Origin of the sequence: Streptomyces sp. NPDC091371 (assembly GCF_040684275.1) — a bacterium.
Lineage (GTDB): Bacteria > Actinomycetota > Actinomycetes > Streptomycetales > Streptomycetaceae > Streptomyces.
The window spans coordinates 38620-56901 of record NZ_JBFBFP010000030.1 but is presented as its reverse complement, the minus strand read 5'-3'; the positions used below and the strand labels follow the sequence as shown (position 1 = coordinate 56901).

Sequence of the window (18282 nt, the reverse complement as noted above, 5' to 3'; positions counted from 1 at the left end):
CGGTCTGTATGTGAGGACGTACCCACGCACTCGCCTGGAGGCAGTCATGAGCGGATTCACCACCTGTCTGTGGTTCGACGACAACGCGGAAGCCGCGGCCGACTACTACGTGTCCGTCTTCAAGGACGGCAAGCTCGGCCGGATCTCCCGCTACACCGAGGCGGGCCCCGGGGTGGCCGGATCGGTGATGGTCGTCGAGTTCGAGATCAACGGGCAGAAGTTCGTCGGCCTCAACGGAGGGCCGCTGTTCCACTTCTCCGAGGCGATCTCGTTCCAGATCCACTGCGCCGACGAGGCCGAGTCGGACTACTACTACGACGAGCTGACCAAGGACGGCGGCGAGGAGTCCGCCTGCGGCTGGGTCAAGGACAAGTTCGGGCTGTCCTGGCAGGTCATCCCGCCGGGCGCCATCGACGTGCTCTCGGACCCCGACCCGGGGCGGGCGGCCCGGGCCACCGCCGCCATGCTGAAGATGAAGAAGCTGGACGTGGCGGAGCTGCGGCGGGCGGCGGACGCCGGGTAGGCCTCGGCGCGGCGGTGTGCCGGCCGGCTGCGCCGGGGCCGGGCGCGCGGCGGGGCGTCTTCTCGGGCTCCGAACGTTTCCACGGGTCGGTGGGCCGAGAGGGGCCCAGTTCGGAGCCCTGCGGGGACGCCCCACCGCACACCCGTCCCCGTCGCAGCCGACGGGTGTCGTCCTAGGCGGCGATGCGGGCCAGGAGTTTCGGGAGGGCGGTGCCGATCGGTTCGCGGATGACCTCTGCGGCCAGGACGTCGTACGGGGTCTCCTCCGCGTTCACGATGATCAGCCGGGCCCCGGACTCCGCGGCCATCCCGGCGAGGGAGGCGGCGGGCTGTACCTGGAGGGTGGAGCCGACGGCGATGAACACCTGGCAGCCCTTGGCCACGGCCATCGCCTGCGCCAGCACCACGGGGTCGAGCCGCTCGCCGAACATCACGGTCGCCGCCTTGAGGATGCCGCCGCACGCCAGGCAGGCGGGATCCGGCTCCCCGGCGGCGATCCGGGCCAGTGCCTCGTCCATCTCCGACCGGACGCGGCAGGCCGTGCACACCACCGCGCGGGCAGTGCCGTGCAGCTCGAACACCTTGCGCGGTGAAGTTCCGGCGAGCTGGTGCAGGCCGTCCACGTTCTGCGTGAGGACCCGGACCGGGGTGCCGCCGCGCTCCAGCTCGGCGATCGCGAGGTGCGCCGCGTTGGGCCGTGCCCCGAGCGCGCCGATCTCGGCCCGCATCAGCCAGGAGCGGCGGCGGATCTCCGGGTCGGCCATGTAGGAGGAGTACGTCACGAGCTTCTCGGCGTCGGGCTCACGCCGCCACAGGCCCTGGGGGCCCCGGTAGTCCGGAATCCCGGAGTCGGTGGACATTCCGGCCCCACTGAACACTGCGACGAGCGGTTTTCCCATGCGCCGAGCCTATGGAGGGGGCAGGCGCGGACGCGACCGGATTTACGGACGGCCGGCGTCGACCAGTTCCTGGAGGCGGGGGACGGCGAAGTCCACCAGCGCGGAGACGGGCAGCAGCCGGCACGCGGCGCCGCCGACCTTGGCCTCGGGGATGCCGGCGTGCCGCTCGAACTCGGCTCCGACGGTGGGGAAGTGGGTGTCGTTGTCGTTGCCCACGTCCGGAGTCTCGATCCACACCCGTTCCCCGGCCACTTCCATCGGGAACCGGCGCAGCCGCAGGCGGGGCCGGGGCGCGAGCGACTCGACGTAGTGGAGGAAGGAGTTGCGGTTGTGGCCGACGCCGATGAGCAGGATGTGCGCGCCCAGGTCGTGCAGCCGGCCGAACGGCGAGGTCCGGCCCAGTGCGAAGCCCAGCGACTGGGCGGCCGTGACCTCGGCCGCGCGGGCGCCGACCGCGGCCACCGAGGCCTGCGGATGCGCACTGCGCAGGGTGCCGGGCAGCGACCGAAGGGCCTCCGGTACGGCGCCCAGTGCGCGCGTGACCGGCATGTCCGGGTGGAACAGCGGGACGGCCGCCCGGCGCGCGGCCACCTCCGGACCGGGCGTCCCCACGTGCTCGGGGTCCGGGTCGGCCACCTCCCAGGTGAAGGCGGGCACGGCCACCGTCCCGTCCGGCCCGACCGCCTCCCGCAGGCTCGCGACGACCGCGGCCGCGCCGCCCTCCACCCGGCCCAGGCTGGACAGGGAGGCGTGCACCATCAGTGCCATGCCCTCCTCGACGCCGGCCTCGCGCCAGCCCGCCACCAGATCCGCCATCCGGAGCATGAGGTTCCTTTCAAGTCCGCCGGTTGTCCGTGATGCTCCGACGATCACATCATCCGGCCCGGAGCTCGGAGAATCCGGGGTCGGAACCGGCCCCGGAGTTTCGTTTCTGCGGTGAATCGAGCCCTCCACGGGAGTAAGACACGCGGCGCACCGGGGCGCGTCGACAGGGCCGAGGGTTTACATATCGGATATGAAGCTCATGCCGTACAGCCTCGGCCTCCTGCCGCTGACCCTGCTCGCCCTGATCACCCCGGCGCCCGCCCACGCCGGCCCCGCCGCCGAGCACACCGCCGCCGAGATCAGCCGCTTCCTCAGCGACTTCTACGGTGACCACGGCCCCTCCGCGGCCGACCGCCAGGACCACGTCTCGCAGGTCCTCAAGGACAAGCAGACGGAGAACACGGAGGCCGACGTCCTCCTCTGCGCCCAGAACGAACCCCAGGACATCGGCGTCGGCCCGGTCACCGTCGCCCAGGCTGCCGGGGTGGGCTGGGCCACCGTCACCACCCACTGGGGATCCGGCACCATCGACACCTTCACCGCGTACGTACGGCTGGACTCCGAGCCCATCCGGCTCGACGACGTGATCTGCGCGGGCTGAAATCCCGAGGGGCCTTCCGTAGGGTTGCGCCATGGCCGTCCTCTTCTGCTCAGACCCCCTCAACGGGCGTCGCGTCGATGCCCACTTCGTGGCCGAGGCCCGGGCGGTGCGCGCCGGAGGGGGGCCGGTCGCGCTCCTCGACCACGACGCGCTGCTCGCCGGGGAAGCGGACCGGGCCGTGGCCCGGGTGCCCGCCGGGACGGGAGGTCTCCGGTACCGGGGCTGGATGGTCCCCGTCGGCCGGTACGCCGAGCTGGACGCGGCCCTGCGGCGGCGCGGCGCCGAACTCCTCGTCCCTCCCGACGCGTACCGCCGGGCCCACGAACTCCCCGGCTGGTACGAGACGTTCGCCGGCCTCACCCCGGTCAGCGCCTGGCTGCCCACGACCCCGGGCGAGGTCCCGGCCCCGGAGCGGCTCGGTGCGCTCGCGGCGGGACTGCCGCCCGGCGCAGCCGTGGTCAAGGACTACGTGAAGTCCCGCAAACACGAGTGGCACGAGGCCTGCCACGTACCCGACCTCGCCGACCCGGCGGCCCTGCACCGGGTGGTGGGCCGGTTCGTCGAGCTCCAGGACGAGTTCCTGGCGGGCGGGGTCGTACTGAGGGCCTTCGAGTCCTTCGTCACGCCCCCGGGCGCTGCCGCGGAGGTCCGGGTGTGGTGGCGGGACGGGGATCCCCGGCTGTTCACCGCCCACCCCGACAGTCCGGTCACGGAGGTCGCCGAGATCCCGGCGCGCGACCTCGAACCGGTACGGGCCGCGGTCCGGGCGCTGGACTGCCCCTTCGTCACCACCGACCTCGCGCTGCGCGCGGACGGGGTGTGGCGGGTGGTCGAAGTGGGCGACGGGCAGGTCAGCGACGTGCATGCCGGCGTCGATCTGGCCTTGTTCTGCGCACTCCTGACTGATGATCAGTCGGCTGGCATTCCGGAGGATCTGGTAGAACACCGGCCATGACGACATTCGAGATCGCCGGTGCGAGCGCCGCCGACATGGAACTGATCCGCGGCTGGGCCGACGAGGAGGGCTGGAACCCGGGGGACTCGGACCGGTTCGCGTTCGCCGTCGCCGACCCGGAGGGCTTCCTCGTCGGCCGGCTCGACGGCGAGCCGGTGGCGTGCGTCTCCGCCGTCCGCTACGGCGCCGGCTTCGGGTTCATCGGCTTCTACATCGCCCGCCCGGCCCACCGGGGCCAGGGCTACGGCATCCGGATGTGGGACGCGGCGATGCGGCGGCTCGACGGCCGGCTCATCGGTTTGGACGGGGTCGTCGCCCAGCAGGACAACTACCGCAAGTCGGGCTTCCGTCACGCCTGGAACAACATCCGTTACGAGGGCGTCCCCCGAGGCGACGGGGCGGGCGAGGCCGGCGGCGGGGTGGAGATCGTGGACGCCGCCTCGCTGCCGTTCGGCGTCCTCGCCGCCTACGACCGGCGGTTCTTCCCCGAGCCCCGGGACGCCTTCCTGTCCGCCTGGACCGCCCTGCCCGGCCGCACCGCGCTCGCCGCGGTGCGGGACGGCCGCGTCGAGGGCCTCGGCGTGATCCGCCCGAGCAGCGCCGCCCACCGGATCGGCCCGCTGTACGCGGCCGGCCCGGAGGTGGCCGCCGCCCTGCTGAGGAGCCTCGCGCGGTCCGCGCCCGGCGCCGCGGTCGCCGTGGACGTGCCCGACGCGAACCCGGAGGCGGTCGCGCTGTTCGAGGACCTGGGGCTGGCGCCGACCTTCGAGACCGCCCGGATGTACACCGGCCCCGCCCCGGAGCTTCCGCTGGCCGAGTTGTTCGGCGTGACCAGTCTCGAACTGGGCTGAGACGCAAGGCGGTTGACTCCCTGGACTGCGCCTGCCCGATCACCACGCCGCAGTTCCGGGGGGAACGCCATGTCGTACCTGCTGCTGCTCGCCGCCGCCGTGCTCAGTGTGCTCGGCTGGACGAACGACAACGACGGCCTGATCACCTGGAGCTGGGTGCTCTGGGGCCTCGGCGTGCTCCTGTTGATCCTGCGTCGTCGCAAGGGCCGCGACAAGTTCGCCTCGCTGGAGGCGGCCGAGGCGGCGGCCGCCGCGGGGAACACCCACGCGATGCGGGCCCTCGCGCTGCGCAAGAAGCTGCTCGACGACTTCACCGAAGCCGAACGGCTGCTGCGCGCCGCGGTAGAGCTGGGTGACGTGGAGGCCATGTGGGAGATGGGGCGGCTGATCGAACAGCGGGACGGGCTGGAAGCGTCCGAACCGTGGTTCAGGATGGCCGCGGAACGCGGACACTTCTTCGCCAAGAGGTTCTTCCGGCCCGGACACGCCCTCAACATGGACGGCAGCAACCCTTTGTGAGCCGGACGGCGGTCGCACGGCGCCGCCCGGCCCGCAGGGCCGTCCTGGTCTAGAAGTCGAACAGCACCCCCGCGGTGCTCCGCAGGCCGCACGCGTTGCCGAAGGTGTGCGCGTAGCTCAGCCGGCGGCCGTCCCACACCCCGTCGGCCGTCACCGTCATCGGATTCCACTCCCTGGTACACGCGGTGTCGGCGGCCGGGGCGGTCAGCGCGTCCAACCGGGCGCCGTGCTCACGTAATTCCGCGCAGGCGCCGACCGGGTCCGGGTGCGTACCGCCCGGTGCCGGAGCGCATACGAGCGTCACCGCGCGCAGCACCGTACCCCTGCGGGCGTCGTCCCCGGCGGTGACGCCGAGCACCAGCGCGGACGGCGTGTACAGGCTCGCCGTGGTGGCGGGCGCGGCGGCCGCGGACGGGGTGGCGCCGGCCGTTCCGGGCCAGGCCAGCGCGGTCAGCGCGGTCAGCGCCATGGCGGCGGATCCGAGCCCGAGACTCCTTGCGATGGACCGCATTGCGAACACTCCCTTGGGTTGGCGTTTCGGATAGCGGACGCAGTCTTGCCCATGCGGGGCGTGAACGCCCGTTCGCACCCCCATTTCTCGTCACCGATCGTGTACGGATGAGTGCAGACGGCAGCGGCCCCGCCGGGCTGACCTGTGCGGGAGGGGCCCGTCGAATCGGCCGAACACCGACGGGGAGACCTCCCGGAAACCTCCGGGGGTAGGGCCGGCCCTACCCCCGGGACACCCCCTGGACCCGCTGTGCCGAACCGCCCGGGACGGTTGGCTTGGGGCATGGAAAACGACGCGATCCAACTCAGGGACGTCAGCCGCCGCTACGGGGCAGGCGACCACGCCGTCACCGCCCTCGACCAGGTCTCCCTCGACTTCCCCCAGGGCACCTTCACCGCCGTCATGGGCCCCTCCGGCTCCGGCAAGTCCACCCTGCTGCAGTGCGCGGCCGGCCTCGACCGGCCCACCTCCGGCACCGTGACCGTCGGCGGGACCGAGCTCACCCGGCTCAGCGAGACCAAGCTGACACTGCTGCGCCGCGACCGGATCGGGTTCGTATTCCAGGCCTTCAACCTGCTGCCCTCCCTGACCGCCGAGCAGAACGTCTCCCTCCCGCTGCGCCTGGCCGGCCGCCGCCCCGCCAGGTCCGAGGTCCGCGAGGTGCTCGCCCGGGTCGGCCTCGGCGACCGGGCCCGGCACCGGCCCTCCGAGATGTCCGGCGGCCAGCAGCAGCGCGTCGCCCTCGCCCGCGCCCTGATCACCCGCCCCGACGTGCTCTTCGGCGACGAGCCCACCGGCGCACTGGACTCCCGGACCGGGCGCGAGGTGCTCACCCTGCTCCGGACCATGGTCGACACCGAGGGGCAGACGGTCATCATGGTCACCCACGACCCCCTCGCCGCCTCCTACGCCGACCGCGTCGTCTTCCTCGTCGACGGCCGGCTGAACGGCCAACTCGCCGGCGCCCGCGCGGAGGAGATCGCCGCCCACATGACGAAGCTGGAGACCGTGCCGTGCTGAGCACCGCCCTGCGCACCCTGCGCACCCGCTGGGTCACCTTCATCGGCAGCTTCGTCGCCCTCGCCCTCGGCGTCGGCCTGATCGCCACCATGGGACTCGCGCTCGCCGCCACCCTCGACGCCCCGCAGCGCCAGCCCGAGCGCTTCAACCGCGCCGCCGTCGTCGTCAAGGGCAACGACACCCTCCGCGTCCCGAGCCCCATCGGCGAGCGCACCGGCAAGCTCCCCCAGCCCAAGCCCATCGCCCCCGAACTCGCCCGGCGCCTCGCCGCCCTCGGCCCGGTCGCCGAGGACCGCTCCTTCCCCGTCCGCGCCGAGGGCGGGCCCGGGCGGCTGGTCGGCCACCCCTGGTCGGTCGCGGCCTTCGCCCCGTACACCCTCGACGCCGGCCGCGCCCCGCGGTCCGACGGCGAGGTCGTCACCACCGGCTGGGCACCGCCCGGGCAGCGGCTGGCCACCGACCGCGGTCCGGTCACCGTCGTCGGCACCGTCTCCCACCCCGGAGCCCCGGCCGTCCCGGCGTTCGAGGACGCCGTCTTCTGGACCGACGCCCAGGCCGCCCGGCTGTCGCCCGCCATCGACCAGCTCGTCGTCGCCGCCGACCCGGCGGCCGTACGGGCAGCCGTGGGCCAGGACCCCTACGTACGGGTCCTGACCGGCCGGGACATCCGCTACGCCGACCCCGACCCGGAGCGCGACAGCGAAGCCCTGCTCGCCGTGAACGCCATGCTGGGCACCGCTGGCGGGGTCACCGGCTTCGTGTCGGTCTTCGTCGTCGCCTCCACCTTCGCCTTCGCCGTCGCCCAGCGCCGCAAGGAGTTCGCCCTGCTGCGCACCGCCGGGGCCACCCCCGGGCAGATCCGCCGCATGGTGCTCGCCGAGGCGCTCCTCCTGGGCGTACTGGCCTCCGCCGCCGGCTGCCTCCTCGGCTCGTACGGGGCGCCCCTGGTGGCCCGGTGGTCGGTGGACGGCGACCTCGCACCGCGCTGGTTCGCCATCGGCGACGCCACCTGGCCCTACCACCTGGCCTTCTGGACCGGCCTCCTCGTCGCCCTCGCCGGAGTCGTCGCCGCCTCCTGGCGGGCCGGCCGGGTGGGGCCCGCCGAGGCGCTGCGCGAAGCCGCCGTCGAGACGCGCACCATGACCTGGAGCCGCTGGATCTTCGGCGCCGGACTCCTGCTGACCGGCCTCGGCACGCTCGCGTACGCCCTGCTCGCCGACCCGTCCGACCTGCTCCACCGAAAGACGTACACCAGCCGCCCGATGCTGCTGATCGTCGCCTTCGCGCTGCTGGCCCCGGTGCTCGTCCGGCCGCTGGTCAGGCTCCTGGCCTGGCTCCCGGCCCGGCTGCCGGGCGCCGGCGGGATGCTCGTACGGGAGAACGCCGCGGCCGGCATCCGGCGCACCGCGGCCATCGCCGCACCCGTCCTGGTCACCGTGGCCCTCGCCGGATCCCTGCTCGGAGCCACGGCCACGCTGAACGAGGCGAAGGCCACCGAAGCCGGCCGGCGGACCACCGCCGACTTCGTGATCACGGGCGGTGCCGGAGGCTTCGACCGGGCCGCCGTCGACCGGATCCGGGCCGTCCCCGGTACCGAGGTCTCCGCGACCGCCGGGACCGCCGTCCACGTCCTGGAGGAGGGCGTGGCGCTGATCCGCTCGGAGGCCCGCGCCGTCGACCCGGCCGCCCTCGCCCGGACCGCCGAACTGCCCCTCACCGCGGGCAGCGTGGCCGACCTCGACGACGGCTCCGTCATCGTCACCGGGGAATGGGAACGGCACACCGTCGGCTCCACCGTGGACGTCTGGCTCGGCGACGGCACCCGCACGTCCCTGCGGATCGCGGGCGTGATGCGCATCGGCACCGGCAACAACGGGGCCTACGTCACCGCCGCCAACGCCCCCGGCGCCCCCGTCGACCGGATCGACGTACGGCTCGCCCCGGGCGCCGACGCCACCACCGCGCGCTCAGCGCTGGCCGAGGCCGCCCGGCAGGCCGGCGGCAAGGTCCTGACCAAGGACCAGTGGCTGGCGGCCAGTTACCCCGAGACCAAGCGCACCACCCGGCTCGGCTTCCTGCTCGTCCTCGGCATCGCCCTGCTCTACACCGGGATCGCGCTCGCCAACACCCTCGTCATGGCCACCTCCGACCGGGCCCGCGACCTCGCCGTACTGCGACTGGCCGGCGCCACCCGGTGGCAGGTGCTGCGCCTGGTGGCGTGGGAGGCACTGCTGGTCGTGCTCGTCGGCGCGGTCGTCGGCACCCTCGTCGCCGCCCTGAACCTGGGCGGGATCCAGGCGGCCCTGGGGCTCCTGGGAGTACGGAGCCCCCTGGTGATCCCCTGGGACGTCATGGGTGCGAGCTTCGGCGCCTGCGCGGTCCTGGCGGTGGTCTCCGCCGCCGCCTCGGCCGCGGTGTCCCTGCGCCGGCCGGCGGTCGAGCTGGCCGGCGTACGGGAATAGCGGCCGGTCAGCCGAGAGGGGTCATCGCCGCCCCGCTGAGGTTGTGGTGGAGACCGTCTCCTCCACCAGCGGAAGCCCCTGACTCCGCATGGCCGACCAGTCGCCGCGGCCGGCATCGTGCGGCGGCCGGGCCTTCGATGCTGAGGACGCCGTACCGGCACAGTCCGAGCGCGTCCCACTCGCTGAGGCCCGGCGTGGTGATGACCGAAAGGGACCGTTCGTCGTCCACGTCCAGGACTTCGGCGACGACCATGGCGCGGGAGAGGATGCCCCGCTCGTGCCCGCCGAGGACCTCACAGGGCACTCTCCACTGCCGCGCCGAGCAGCCGGGCGACGACCGGCCCCGGTCTCCTGCAGCGCAGAGGGGGCTCCGCAGCCCGGCGCTCGGCCGGTGCCGAGGCGGGCTGACGGGCAAGATCCACCTGGCGCGTGCGGCCCGACCGCCGGGGCATCGCGCACACCGTCCCGGAGGAGCGGTCCGACCAGATCGCAGATCGCCGACCTTTGACGACAACTCCTAGCTCGCGGCCATGCGCGGCGCGTACAGCTCGAGGAGGCGGGTGCGGGTCTGCTGGAGCCGGAGCGCGAGGACCCGGCCCACCCAGTGCCCGATCGCCGACCCGAAGGCCGGATCGGAGTCCATCAGCATCCGTACGCTCATGCCGTCGAACTCGTACGCGCGCACCGGGGTCATCGCCTCCGCGCTCAGCTGCCACACGTACGGCGGGAAGAGCCAGGACCAGCCCACGAGCTCGCCCGGGCCGAGGTTCTCCACGGGAGCCGGCCGCCGGACGCCGGGCATGGGGATCTCCAGGGTCACGGTGCCGGAGCGCACGATCCAGAAGGACTCCGCCCGCGAACCCTCCTCGAAGATCCGCGCACCCTCGCGGAAATTGACCTCGCGGGCCTGGGACATCAGCCGTCCGCGGTGTTCCGTGGACAGCACCGCAGCGATCCGGATGGGGGAAGGTGTGCTCACGACGGCCTCCGATCACGACCCCCCACGACGCTCCTGCTCCCCCCAGTGTCGCCGAAGCCCGCCCGATCCCGTCCGGATCGGGCGCTGCTTCTTCTACGGGGGCCCGGATGAGGCCGTTTCCGCGCCGTGTCGTGTCGTGTCGTGCCGGGCGGGTCAGTCGTCGGCGTTGGCCTCCAGGCAGGCCAGCTCCATCGCGTCCAGGACCGCCTCGTGGCTGCGCCCGCTCAGCTCGGCGACGTTCTCGATCTGCGCGGTGGCCCAGGCGGCCAGGGTCATCGTGAGCACCCGGAGCCCGTCGGTGCCGTGTTCGGCCAGGATCGCGTCCGCGACCTCCATGGCGTCCTCGGGTACCTGCTCGGGCGGCTCCAGGCCCACCAGGCCGCGCAGCATGGTGAGCGCGCGGCGGGAGATCTCCGGGGTCATCCCCGCCAGCCGCATGTCTTCTTCCTCGTTCATCCGCCCACCCCTCCGGTGCCGTACGCATCGCCTCAGGGCACGGTAGAGGGAGGCGGCCCCCCGCGGGGCGGTTTCGGTGGTGTGACCCTGTGTGAACGGGTGGCGGCGGCCGGTTCCGGTTGACGGCGGCGCGGTCGTGCCATGATCGGTGCATGCCAGAGACCAGGCCCAGCGCAGCGGACGGACTCGCCTTGAACCGGGCGCTGTGGGACACCCGCGCCCGCATCCACGGCTCGACCTCCACCGACCGGTTCTACGACGTCGAGTCGTTCGTGGCCGGCCGCCAGACGCTCTACGCCCTCGAACGCGAACTGGCGGGAGACGTGGCAGGCAAGGACCTGCTGCACCTCCAGTGCCACTTCGGCATGGACACGCTGAACTGGGCCCGGCTGGGCGCCCGCGCCACGGGCGTCGACTTCTCCCCGGAGGCCATCGGGCGGGCCCGCGCGCTCGCCGCACGCACCGGGCTGGCCGCCACCTTCGTGGAGGCCGACACCCAGCGCCTGCCCGCGCACCTGGCGGGCGGCTTCGACCTGGTCGTCGCCACCTACGGGGTCCTGTGCTGGATCGCCGACGTCAACGCCTGGGCGCGCGGCGCGGCCATGGCCCTGAAACCCGGGGGCAGCCTGGTCATGGTGGACATGCACCCGGCCTTCCAGATGGTCGCCACCGTCGATCCGCTCGTCGCCGACTGGCCCTACGGCGGGGGAGAGCCGCAGCGCGAGACGGTCACGGGGACGTACGCCGAGCCGGGCATGACGGTGCCCGCGCAGGACACCGTCCAGTACCCGCACTCCCTGGGCGACATCGTGAGCGCGATCGCCGACGCCGGCCTCACCGTGAAGCACCTGGGCGAGCACACCGCCGCCGAGTTCGACCTCCGCGGCATCCTGAGCCAGGGTCAGGACGGCCTGTACCGGCTGCCGTTCGGCGACACCCACCTGCCCGTCCTGTACTCGCTGCACGCGCGGAACTGACGCGGGAGACCCGCACCCCGTCCACCCGCACACCCTCCCTCGCGGCCCGCATCACGGAGAGCGCCCATGCCCACCCCCGGGAAGCATCCGAGCCCCGCGCTCAGCCACGTGCAGGACCTGCTGAACCTGCTCGCCGAGGGCGCGCCCGCCGAGAGCTTCGCGCTGCCCGCCGGGGAGGACGCGCACCTCTCGGAGGCCGAGGCCGCGGCGATCGCCGAGGCGACCCGGGTCGCACTGCGCATCCGCCGCACGCTCAGCCAGCACCGCCGGCGTGAGGCCGAGCTCGCCGCCCTCTTCGACACCGCCGGAGACCTCGCCGGGCTCCGTGACCTGGACGCCGTACTGAAGGCCATCGTCCACCGGGCCAAACTGCTCCTGGGCACGGACGTCACGTACCTGTCCCTCAACGACGACGAGGCCGGCGACACCTACATGCGGGTCACCGACGGCTCCGTCTCCGCCGCGTTCCAGCAGGTACGCCTCGGCATGGGCGAGGGCCTCGGCGGGCTCGTCGCGGAAACCGCCCGCCCCTACACCACCGGCGACTACCGCGACGATCCGCAGTTCCGGCACACCGCGGCCATCGACGGCGCCGTCGCCGAGGAAGGCCTCCGCGCGATCCTCGGCGTACCCCTGCGCCTGGGCACCCGGGTGATCGGCGTCCTCTTCGCGGCGGACCGCACGGCCCGGACCTTCACCCCGGACGAGGTCGCGCTGCTCTCCTCCCTTGCAGACCACGCGGCCATCGCCATCGACGGCGCCCGCCTGCTGGACGAGACCCGCACCGCGCTGGTCGACCTCAACGCGGCCTCACAGACCATCGAGGCGCACAGCGAAGCCATGCGGCGCGCGCAGGACGCCCACGACCGGCTGACCGACCTCGTGCTGCGCGGCGGGGACGTCACCGACGTCGCCACCGCCATCGGCGCCCTGCTGCGGGGCGGCACCCTCGTCATCGACGCCGAGGGCACCGAACTCGCGCGGGCGGGCGCCGCCCCCCAGCCCCCGCCGGCCCGGGCCGTCGCCGCCTCCCGGGCCGACGGCCGGGCCGTACCCGTCGGCGGAACCTGGGTGTGCGCGGTCCTCGCCGGACCCGAGCTGCTCGGCGGCATCGCCCTCAGCGGCCGCGCCGACCTCGACGACGCCGACCGCCGCCTCTTCGAGCGCGCCGCCGTCGTCACCGCCCTGCTGCTGCTCCTGCGCCGCTCGGTGGCCGAGGCCGAGGACCGGGTACGGGGCGAGATCCTCGGCGACCTCCTCACCGGGGCGGCCGACCCGGCCGCACTGACCGCCCGCGCGCGCCGCCTCGGCGTGAACCTGGACCAGCCGTACGCGGTGTTCGTCCTGCACGCCGAGACCGTCCCGAGGCCCCGGCTGCTGGCCGCGGCCGCCCGTATCGCGCACACCCGCACGGGCCTGGCCGGAGCGCACCACGAGGACGTGGTCCTCGTATGCCCCTCCGAAGCCCCCAGCGCCGGCGCCGCCGCGCTCGCGCACGAGCTGGGCCAGGCCCTCGCCGGGCCCGTCACGGTCGGCGCCGCGGGCCCGGCCACCGGCCCCGGGAACTTCCCCGACGCCTACGCCGAGGCGCGCCGCTGCCGCACCGCCCTGCGGGCGCTGGGCCGGACCGGCACCGGGGCCGCCCTCGGCGACCTGGGCTTCCTCGGCGTCCTGCTCGGCGACCAGACCGACCTGGGCGGCTACGTACAGCGCACCCTGGGCCCCCTGATCGAGTACGACGCACAACGCGGCACCGACCTCGTCCGCACCCTGAGGGTGTACTTCGAGGCGGGCATGAACCAGTCCAGGGCCCGCGACGCCCTGCATGTCCACATCAACACGGTGGTCCAGCGCCTGGACCGCATCGGCCGCCTGCTCGGCGCCGACTGGCAGCGCCCGGAACGGTCCCTGGAACTGCAACTCGCCCTCCGCGTCCACCAGGTGCAGTCGGCGGCCAAGTCCGGTCATATAGGCTGCTGAACGCGTCGCGAGGCTCGCGGTGCGCCGGGGGAGTCGATGGCACAGGAGCCCATGACACAGACGCAGAACGCCGGTTCGTCGGGGGCGGCCGGCAGCACCTGGGACTCGGCCCTGTCCTCCGCCGAGTTCTCCGCCGTCACGGGCGCCGGGTTCGACCCGGTCGGACAGGTGCTGGGCACGTCCGTCTACAACATGGCGTTCACGGGTCTCGGGGGCTGTCCGGGGGCGTGGTCGGCCACCGAGGACGGGGGGCCGCCGTCCTCGCGGTGGACGCCGTCCTATGCGTCCGAGGTGCGGACCATGTACGAGGTGCGCAAACGGGCGCTGGCCCGGGTGGTGGAGGAATGCCGCGCGCTCGGCGGCGACGGGATCGTCGGGGTGACGCTGCGGAGCGACTTCCCCGAAGGCGGACTGCAGTTCACCGTACTGGGCACGGCGGTGCGGGCGCGCTCGCGCATCCGGCCCCGCACACCCTTCACCTCGCACCTGAGCGGCCAGGACTTCGCCAGGCTCATCCACTCCGGGTGGGTCCCCACCGGACTCGCCTTCGGAATCGGTCTGGCGAAGCGCCACGACGACTGGCGCACGTCCCGCACGAAGACCTGGACCGTGGGCAACCAGGAGATCGACGGACACACGCAGCTGATCGGCCACGTCCGCCGCGAGGCGGGCAGGCAGCTGGCCCGCAACGCGGCAGGACAGGGCGGCGACGGGGTGGTGGTGGACGGAATGAGCCTGAGCGTGCACACGCACGAGTGCTCCCAGTTCGGGTACGGGGGCGACCTCAGCGCGGAAGCGGTCCTCGTAGGCACCGCGATCGCCCGGTTCGACCACTCCGCGCGGCCCGCCGGACCCAGGCCGCTGACCATCATGAGACTAGAGCGGGAGCACTGAGATGACAGAGCGGCGAACAGAGTCGGACGCGGCCGCGGAAGGGGTGCCCCAGGACGCGATGCGGCGGCTCGCGCAGCTCCGACCCGGGGAGCAGGACCCGTTCTTCACCTCCGACCTGACGGTGAACGAGTTCCTGCTGGTGCGCGAGGCCGGCTTCCGCCCGCTGGGCCTGGTCCTCGGCTGCTCCGTGTACCACGTCGGCATCCAGATCGGCCGGTGGTCGAAGAACCAGGAGCTGACCAAGCTGTCACAGGCCATGTACCACGCCCGCGAACTGGCCATGAGCCGGATGCGGGAGGAGGCGGCCGCGCTGGGCGCGGACGGGATCGTGGGCGTGCGGCTGGACATCGACTTCAAGGAGTTCGGCTCGGACGTCGCCGAGTTCATCGCGGTCGGCACGGCGGTGAAGGCGGCCGGCGCCGACCCGGGTCCGGCCGGGACCTGGCTGAACAACAAGGGCAGGCCGTTCACCTCGAACCTGTCCGGCCAGGACTTCTGGACCCTGGTCCGTGCGGGATACGCACCTCTGGACCTGGTCATGGGGTCGTGCGTCTACCACGTGGCGCACCAGCGCTTTGCGCAGACACTGGCCACGGCGGGCCGCAACGTCGAACTCACCCCCTTCACCCAGGCGCTGTACGACGCGCGCGAGCTGGCCATGAGCCGCATGCAGGCGGAGGGGCAGGACCTCGACGCCGAGGGGATCGTGGCGGTCGATCTGGGACAGCACTCGCACCGCTGGGGTGGGCACACCACCGAGTTCTTCGCGGTCGGGACGGCGGTGCGCCCCCTGCGCGACGACCACGTCATCGAACGTCCGACCATGGTGCTGAGCCTCGATGCCTGACATGGACGTGGAACTGCTGGCCGCCGCGCTGCGCCGGGACAGCGCCGACCTCGACCTCTACGCCGGCGTGCTGTCGGCCAACCTGGCGGACGCGCTGCCGTCCGGAGCCGTACGGACCACGCGCAGGCGCTCCCTCACCGAGCGGCTGGCGGGGCGCTCGAAGTCGGTGGCCGAGGTGGAGGTCGTACTCGGCGACCAGCGGTTCACCCTGCGGACGGACCGGGGCCGTACGGCGGCGGAGATCGGCCACGAAGTGCGGGGTGTCGTGCTGTCGCGGCGGGCGGTGGACCTGGACGAATGGCTCGACGCACTGGCCCGCGCCCTGGCCGGCGTCGCGGCATCGAACGCCCGCGCCCGCGAGGCGGTCGAGCGCTTCCTGACCTGACGCGGTGTCGCCGCTCAGGGCTCGCGCCGTGCGGCCACCGGGGGCGCGAACCTCCAGGCCAGCGCCAGCGCCAGGCAGATCGCGACCGCCGCCACGGCGAACGTGGTCCGCATGCCCGTGGCAGTGGCCCCGGGGGACGCCGTCGCCGCATCGGTCGTCGCCGAGGCGAAGGCGAACACCGCGCCCATGACGGACGCGCCCGTCACGAGCCCGAGATTGCGCGAGAGGTTGAGCAGTCCCGAGACGACGCCCCGCTGCTCCGGGCGTACGTCCGCCATGACGGCGGTGTTGTTCGCCGTCTGGAACAGCGCGTAACCGCTGGTCACGACCGCGATGGGCAGGACGTAGCCGAAGACCCCGGACGTCGCGGGCAGCAGGGCCAGGAGCGCGCAGCCGCCCGCCATCGCGGTGAGCCCGGCGACCGTCGTCCGCCGGGTGCCGAAGCGGTCCGCGCCGCGCCCGGCCGGCACCCCGGTCAGCGCGGCGACGAGCGGTCCGGCCGACAGGACCAGCCCGACGAGTGCCTCGCCGAGGCCGAGCGTGCGGGAGAGGTAGAACGGGCCGACCACCAGCGTCACCATCATCACCGTGGGGACGAGCGCGCTCATCGCGAGGCCCGCGCCGAACACCGGATCGCGCAAGGTCGAGAGGCGGACCAGCGGCGACTCCGCCCGGGCCTCGGCGCGTACGAAGAGCACGGCCCCGACGGCCGCGGCCGCCAGCAGGGCCAGGCCGAGCCCGCCGAACCGGCCCCGCCCGACCGTCATGGCCAGCGCGTAGGCCGCGAGCGTCAGGGCGAGCAGCAGGGTGCCCACGTGGTCGAAACGGCTCCGCCCCGCCCCCGAACCGGGCCGGCCGCCGGGCAGGAAGCGGTGCGCGAGGAGCAGGGTGAGCAGGCCCAGCGGTACGCCGACGAGGAACAGCGCCCGCCAGCCCGGACCGGCGAGCAACAGGCCGCCCAGCGAGGGACCGAGCGCCGTGCCGGTCGCGGACATCGTGCCGAGCAGCCCCATGGCCCTGCCGGTCCGGTCCTTCGGCACCGTCTCCCCGACGAACGCCATCGTCAGGGCCATCATCACGGCCGCTCCGAGGCCCTGCACCGCCCGGGCGGCTATCAGCCACCACAGCGAGGGCGCCAGGCCGCACAGCACCGAAGCGACCGTGAACACGAGCACACCGCCCAGCAGCAGCCGCCTCCGGCCGAAGAGGTCGCCGAGCCGTCCGGCGCCGACGATCAGGGTGGTGACGGCGAGCAGATAGGCGAGCACGATCCACTGGACCTGCGGGAACGAGGCGTCGAACGCCCGCGCCAGGGTCGGCAGGCCGACGTTGGCGATGCCGGTGCCGAGCGAGGACAGCAGCATCGACAGCGACAGGGCGGCGAGTGCCCCTCGCACCGGTCCCGGCGGCCGGCTCGCCCCGCAGGCCGTCCCGGCCCCGTCCTGACCTGCGCCGACCGGGTTCTTCGCGTCGCGTTGTGGGTTCATGAGCGGGAGGGTGCGCCCGCGGCGCCGTCGCGGCAATTCCTGTTGCCGATTCCGGGACGGCGGGATGGAATGCCCGGATGGACAACCCACAGGACGGGCCGGGCCCTTACCAAGCGGTCCTCGACGAGGTCGCCCCGCGGCTCCGTCGGCTGCGTGCCGCGCGCGGTCTCACCCTTGCCGCGCTCTCCGAGGAGACCGGCATCTCCAAGAGCACCCTGTCGCGGCTGGAGTCCGGGCAGCGGCGCCCCAGCCTGGAACTGCTGCTCCCGCTCGCCGGTGTGTACGGCGTACCGCTGGACGACCTGGTCGGTGCCCCCGAGGTGGGGGATCCCCGGGTCCGGCTGACGCCCCACCCGCTGCCGAGCGGCGGTACGTTCGTCCCGCTGACCCGTACCCCGGGCCCGCTCCAGGCGTACAAGATGATCATCACCGATCGGGGCTCCGAGCCCGCACACCGCACGCACGAGGGCTACGAGTGGCTCTACGTCCTCACCGGCCGGCTGCGCCTCGTCCTCGCCGAGCACGACCTCGTCCTCGGCCCCGGAGAGGTCGCCGAGTTCGACACCCGGCTGCCCCACTGGTTCACCAGCGCGGACGGCCGGCCCGTGGAGATCCTGAGCCTGTTCGGGAGGCAGGGCGAGCGGATGCACGTCCGGGCGAAGCCGCGGTAGCGGCCCTGGCGTGACGGTAGGGTGCTGGCCCGTGACCACCGCATGGGACACCATCAGCGCGCTCGCCGACCGCTTCGACGCCTCGGACGCCGAGCAGGGGCTACGGCCCGAGGAAAGCCACGTCCTGCAAGTGCTCAAGATCGGTGAGGAGTTCGGCGAAGCCGCCCAGGCGGTGATCGGCGCCAAGGGCACCAACCCGCGCAAGGGGCACTCCCACAGCTGGGAGGACGTCCACGACGAGGTGTGCGACGTCATCATCACCGGCATGGTCGCCCTCGCGCGCATGCGCCCCGACGCGGCGGAGTACTTCGCAGGCCAACTGCGGCTGAAGGCCGGCAAGTTCCTCCCGCCCGGCGAACGGCACGACCGCTGATCCGCAACCGATCCGTCAACTGGCCTGAACACGCCGGTGAATCCCTCTAGGGTGCGCCCGTACGGTCA

At 73.5% G+C, this 18282-nt stretch carries 21 protein-coding genes; 14 read left to right on the top strand and 7 right to left on the bottom strand.

The genetic code is table 11. The features are described from left to right. Window positions 1-46: 46 nt before the first annotated feature. On the top strand, window positions 47-523 hold the full coding sequence (locus tag AB0O21_RS27305) for a VOC family protein (protein ID WP_365175165.1): 477 nt from the start codon (window positions 47-49) through the stop codon (window positions 521-523). A 172-nt stretch (window positions 524-695) separates the two neighbouring features. Here the strand turns inward: AB0O21_RS27305 and AB0O21_RS27300 are convergent, their stop codons facing one another. Then, window positions 696-1421, bottom strand: coding sequence for a Sir2 family NAD-dependent protein deacetylase (locus AB0O21_RS27300; RefSeq protein WP_365175163.1), 726 nt, complete (start codon window positions 1419-1421; stop codon window positions 696-698). A gap of 42 nt (window positions 1422-1463) precedes the next feature. Beyond that, window positions 1464-2246, bottom strand: coding sequence for an AAC(3) family N-acetyltransferase (locus AB0O21_RS27295; protein WP_365175161.1), 783 nt, complete (start codon window positions 2244-2246; stop codon window positions 1464-1466). A gap of 190 nt (window positions 2247-2436) precedes the next feature. Here AB0O21_RS27295 and AB0O21_RS27290 point away from each other — a divergent pair, with 190 nt between their 5' ends. The 4 genes from AB0O21_RS27290 (at window position 2437) to AB0O21_RS27275 (ending at window position 5172) form a co-directional block, all read left to right on the top strand. Beyond that, complete coding sequence (locus tag AB0O21_RS27290; RefSeq protein WP_365175159.1) at window positions 2437-2847, top strand: hypothetical protein; 411 nt, start codon at window positions 2437-2439, stop codon at window positions 2845-2847. A gap of 31 nt (window positions 2848-2878) precedes the next feature. Then, window positions 2879-3802, top strand: coding sequence for an ATP-grasp domain-containing protein (locus tag AB0O21_RS27285; RefSeq protein ID WP_365175157.1), 924 nt, complete (start codon window positions 2879-2881; stop codon window positions 3800-3802). After that, window positions 3799-4653: a GNAT family N-acetyltransferase gene (locus AB0O21_RS27280; protein WP_365175155.1), complete on the top strand. Its 855-nt coding sequence runs from the start codon at window positions 3799-3801 to the stop codon at window positions 4651-4653. Before AB0O21_RS27285 ends, AB0O21_RS27280 begins: the two co-directional genes overlap by 4 nt. A gap of 69 nt (window positions 4654-4722) precedes the next feature. Then, window positions 4723-5172 (top strand): sel1 repeat family protein, encoded by a 450-nt coding sequence (locus AB0O21_RS27275; protein WP_365175153.1) that lies wholly within the window; start codon window positions 4723-4725, stop codon window positions 5170-5172. A 49-nt stretch (window positions 5173-5221) separates the two neighbouring features. Here AB0O21_RS27275 and AB0O21_RS27270 read toward each other — a convergent pair whose 3' ends face one another. Next, on the bottom strand, window positions 5222-5683 hold the full coding sequence (locus AB0O21_RS27270) for a subtilase-type protease inhibitor (RefSeq protein ID WP_365175151.1): 462 nt from the start codon (window positions 5681-5683) through the stop codon (window positions 5222-5224). A gap of 282 nt (window positions 5684-5965) precedes the next feature. Here AB0O21_RS27270 and AB0O21_RS27265 point away from each other — a divergent pair, with 282 nt between their 5' ends. Both AB0O21_RS27265 and AB0O21_RS27260 read left to right on the top strand, forming a co-directional pair. Continuing rightward, entirely contained in the window at window positions 5966-6703 is a 738-nt protein-coding gene (locus AB0O21_RS27265) for an ABC transporter ATP-binding protein (RefSeq protein ID WP_365175149.1), read from the top strand. After that, entirely contained in the window at window positions 6697-9165 is a 2469-nt protein-coding gene (locus tag AB0O21_RS27260; protein ID WP_365175147.1) for an FtsX-like permease family protein, read from the top strand. The genes AB0O21_RS27265 and AB0O21_RS27260 overlap by 7 nt, the downstream gene beginning before the upstream one ends. Before the next feature lie 7 nt (window positions 9166-9172). Here the strand turns inward: AB0O21_RS27260 and AB0O21_RS27255 are convergent, their stop codons facing one another. The 3 genes from AB0O21_RS27255 to AB0O21_RS27245 all read right to left on the bottom strand — a co-directional run bounded on the left by AB0O21_RS27255 (window position 9173) and on the right by AB0O21_RS27245 (window position 10600). Then, window positions 9173-9469: a hypothetical protein gene (locus AB0O21_RS27255; protein WP_365175145.1), complete on the bottom strand. Its 297-nt coding sequence runs from the start codon at window positions 9467-9469 to the stop codon at window positions 9173-9175. A 213-nt stretch (window positions 9470-9682) separates the two neighbouring features. Next, window positions 9683-10144 carry a cyclic nucleotide-binding domain-containing protein gene (locus AB0O21_RS27250; RefSeq protein ID WP_365175143.1) on the bottom strand — a complete coding sequence of 154 codons (462 nt, stop codon included), beginning with the start codon at window positions 10142-10144 and terminating at the stop codon, window positions 9683-9685. 153 nt (window positions 10145-10297) lie between these two features. Continuing rightward, window positions 10298-10600 carry a hypothetical protein gene (locus AB0O21_RS27245; protein ID WP_365175141.1) on the bottom strand — a complete coding sequence of 101 codons (303 nt, stop codon included), beginning with the start codon at window positions 10598-10600 and terminating at the stop codon, window positions 10298-10300. 152 nt (window positions 10601-10752) lie between these two features. Here AB0O21_RS27245 and AB0O21_RS27240 point away from each other — a divergent pair, with 152 nt between their 5' ends. The 5 genes from AB0O21_RS27240 (at window position 10753) to AB0O21_RS27220 (ending at window position 15683) form a co-directional block, all read left to right on the top strand. After that, window positions 10753-11577 carry a class I SAM-dependent methyltransferase gene (locus AB0O21_RS27240; RefSeq protein ID WP_365175139.1) on the top strand — a complete coding sequence of 275 codons (825 nt, stop codon included), beginning with the start codon at window positions 10753-10755 and terminating at the stop codon, window positions 11575-11577. Between the two features lie 66 nt (window positions 11578-11643). Beyond that, window positions 11644-13557 carry a GAF domain-containing protein gene (locus AB0O21_RS27235; RefSeq protein WP_365175137.1) on the top strand — a complete coding sequence of 638 codons (1914 nt, stop codon included), beginning with the start codon at window positions 11644-11646 and terminating at the stop codon, window positions 13555-13557. 51 nt (window positions 13558-13608) lie between these two features. Beyond that, window positions 13609-14451: a heavy metal-binding domain-containing protein gene (locus AB0O21_RS27230; RefSeq protein WP_365175135.1), complete on the top strand. Its 843-nt coding sequence runs from the start codon at window positions 13609-13611 to the stop codon at window positions 14449-14451. A 1-nt stretch (window position 14452) separates the two neighbouring features. Beyond that, complete coding sequence (locus AB0O21_RS27225; protein ID WP_365175133.1) at window positions 14453-15298, top strand: heavy metal-binding domain-containing protein; 846 nt, start codon at window positions 14453-14455, stop codon at window positions 15296-15298. Then, window positions 15291-15683 carry a hypothetical protein gene (locus AB0O21_RS27220; RefSeq protein WP_365175131.1) on the top strand — a complete coding sequence of 131 codons (393 nt, stop codon included), beginning with the start codon at window positions 15291-15293 and terminating at the stop codon, window positions 15681-15683. Before AB0O21_RS27225 ends, AB0O21_RS27220 begins: the two co-directional genes overlap by 8 nt. Before the next feature lie 14 nt (window positions 15684-15697). Here AB0O21_RS27220 and AB0O21_RS27215 read toward each other — a convergent pair whose 3' ends face one another. Then, window positions 15698-17170, bottom strand: a complete 1473-nt coding sequence (locus AB0O21_RS27215; RefSeq protein WP_365175129.1) for an MFS transporter — start codon at window positions 17168-17170, stop codon at window positions 15698-15700. A 77-nt stretch (window positions 17171-17247) separates the two neighbouring features. On the opposite strand from AB0O21_RS27215, the gene AB0O21_RS27210 reads away from it, so the two are divergent. Then, a complete protein-coding gene (locus tag AB0O21_RS27210; RefSeq protein WP_365175128.1) occupies window positions 17248-17841 on the top strand; it encodes a helix-turn-helix domain-containing protein in 594 nt (197 codons plus the stop codon). Window positions 17842-17872: 31 nt separating this feature from the next. Then, window positions 17873-18214 (top strand): MazG-like family protein, encoded by a 342-nt coding sequence (locus AB0O21_RS27205; RefSeq protein ID WP_365175126.1) that lies wholly within the window; start codon window positions 17873-17875, stop codon window positions 18212-18214. Window positions 18215-18282 lie beyond the last annotated feature (68 nt).

What these genes read in the sequence shown, in the direction of transcription:
- AB0O21_RS27290 (WP_365175159.1), top strand. Translation starts at nt 2,437, where the DNA reads ATGAAGCTCATGCCGTACAGCCTCGGCCTCCTGCCGCTGACCCTGCTC.
- AB0O21_RS27230 (WP_365175135.1), top strand. Translation starts at nt 13,609, where the DNA reads ATGACACAGACGCAGAACGCCGGTTCGTCGGGGGCGGCCGGCAGCACC.
- AB0O21_RS27305 (WP_365175165.1), top strand. Translation starts at nt 47, where the DNA reads ATGAGCGGATTCACCACCTGTCTGTGGTTCGACGACAACGCGGAAGCC.
- AB0O21_RS27245 (WP_365175141.1), bottom strand. Translation starts at nt 10,600, where the DNA reads ATGAACGAGGAAGAAGACATGCGGCTGGCGGGGATGACCCCGGAGATC.
- AB0O21_RS27270 (WP_365175151.1), bottom strand. Translation starts at nt 5,683, where the DNA reads ATGCGGTCCATCGCAAGGAGTCTCGGGCTCGGATCCGCCGCCATGGCG.
- AB0O21_RS27235 (WP_365175137.1), top strand. Translation starts at nt 11,644, where the DNA reads ATGCCCACCCCCGGGAAGCATCCGAGCCCCGCGCTCAGCCACGTGCAG.
- AB0O21_RS27300 (WP_365175163.1), bottom strand. Translation starts at nt 1,421, where the DNA reads ATGGGAAAACCGCTCGTCGCAGTGTTCAGTGGGGCCGGAATGTCCACC.
- AB0O21_RS27215 (WP_365175129.1), bottom strand. Translation starts at nt 17,170, where the DNA reads ATGAACCCACAACGCGACGCGAAGAACCCGGTCGGCGCAGGTCAGGAC.
- AB0O21_RS27295 (WP_365175161.1), bottom strand. Translation starts at nt 2,246, where the DNA reads ATGCTCCGGATGGCGGATCTGGTGGCGGGCTGGCGCGAGGCCGGCGTC.
- AB0O21_RS27210 (WP_365175128.1), top strand. Translation starts at nt 17,248, where the DNA reads ATGGACAACCCACAGGACGGGCCGGGCCCTTACCAAGCGGTCCTCGAC.
- AB0O21_RS27285 (WP_365175157.1), top strand. Translation starts at nt 2,879, where the DNA reads ATGGCCGTCCTCTTCTGCTCAGACCCCCTCAACGGGCGTCGCGTCGAT.
- AB0O21_RS27220 (WP_365175131.1), top strand. Translation starts at nt 15,291, where the DNA reads ATGCCTGACATGGACGTGGAACTGCTGGCCGCCGCGCTGCGCCGGGAC.
- AB0O21_RS27265 (WP_365175149.1), top strand. Translation starts at nt 5,966, where the DNA reads ATGGAAAACGACGCGATCCAACTCAGGGACGTCAGCCGCCGCTACGGG.
- AB0O21_RS27225 (WP_365175133.1), top strand. Translation starts at nt 14,453, where the DNA reads ATGACAGAGCGGCGAACAGAGTCGGACGCGGCCGCGGAAGGGGTGCCC.
- AB0O21_RS27240 (WP_365175139.1), top strand. Translation starts at nt 10,753, where the DNA reads ATGCCAGAGACCAGGCCCAGCGCAGCGGACGGACTCGCCTTGAACCGG.
- AB0O21_RS27280 (WP_365175155.1), top strand. Translation starts at nt 3,799, where the DNA reads ATGACGACATTCGAGATCGCCGGTGCGAGCGCCGCCGACATGGAACTG.
- AB0O21_RS27275 (WP_365175153.1), top strand. Translation starts at nt 4,723, where the DNA reads ATGTCGTACCTGCTGCTGCTCGCCGCCGCCGTGCTCAGTGTGCTCGGC.